Annotated in this window: 1 pseudogene; it reads right to left on the bottom strand. The window is 67.5% G+C overall.

Annotated elements, in window-relative coordinates:
- A pseudogene (locus RISW2_RS25355) lies at positions 1 to 302 on the bottom strand (hypothetical protein); the annotation flags it as partial.

The following is a 302-nucleotide window of genomic DNA, read 5'->3' as shown; positions in this document are numbered from 1 at the left end:
ACGAACGCGAAATCCTCCGCCTCGACCGAGACCGCCTCCAGCGTGAACGACCCGGCGGATTCGCGGATCAGCCGCCCGACCTCGAACACCTGGTCGATGCCGAGTTCCGGGTCCTGGAAGCGGAAGAACCGCTCGCCGATCAGCTCATACCCGACGAGGCCCAAGGTCGCCTGCAGACGCCGCTCCGGCCGCGCCACGCGTGCCAGCCGCTTCGCGATCCGGGACACCTGATTGTGGCTGTTGACCATGAAGAGCTGCGGCGTGTCGCGCTTGCGCCGCTCCTCGGTCGTGATCACCCACGT

Source organism: Roseivivax isoporae LMG 25204, from assembly GCF_000521865.1.
Lineage (GTDB): Bacteria > Pseudomonadota > Alphaproteobacteria > Rhodobacterales > Rhodobacteraceae > Roseivivax > Roseivivax isoporae.
This window is presented reverse-complemented; position numbering and strand designations above follow the sequence as displayed.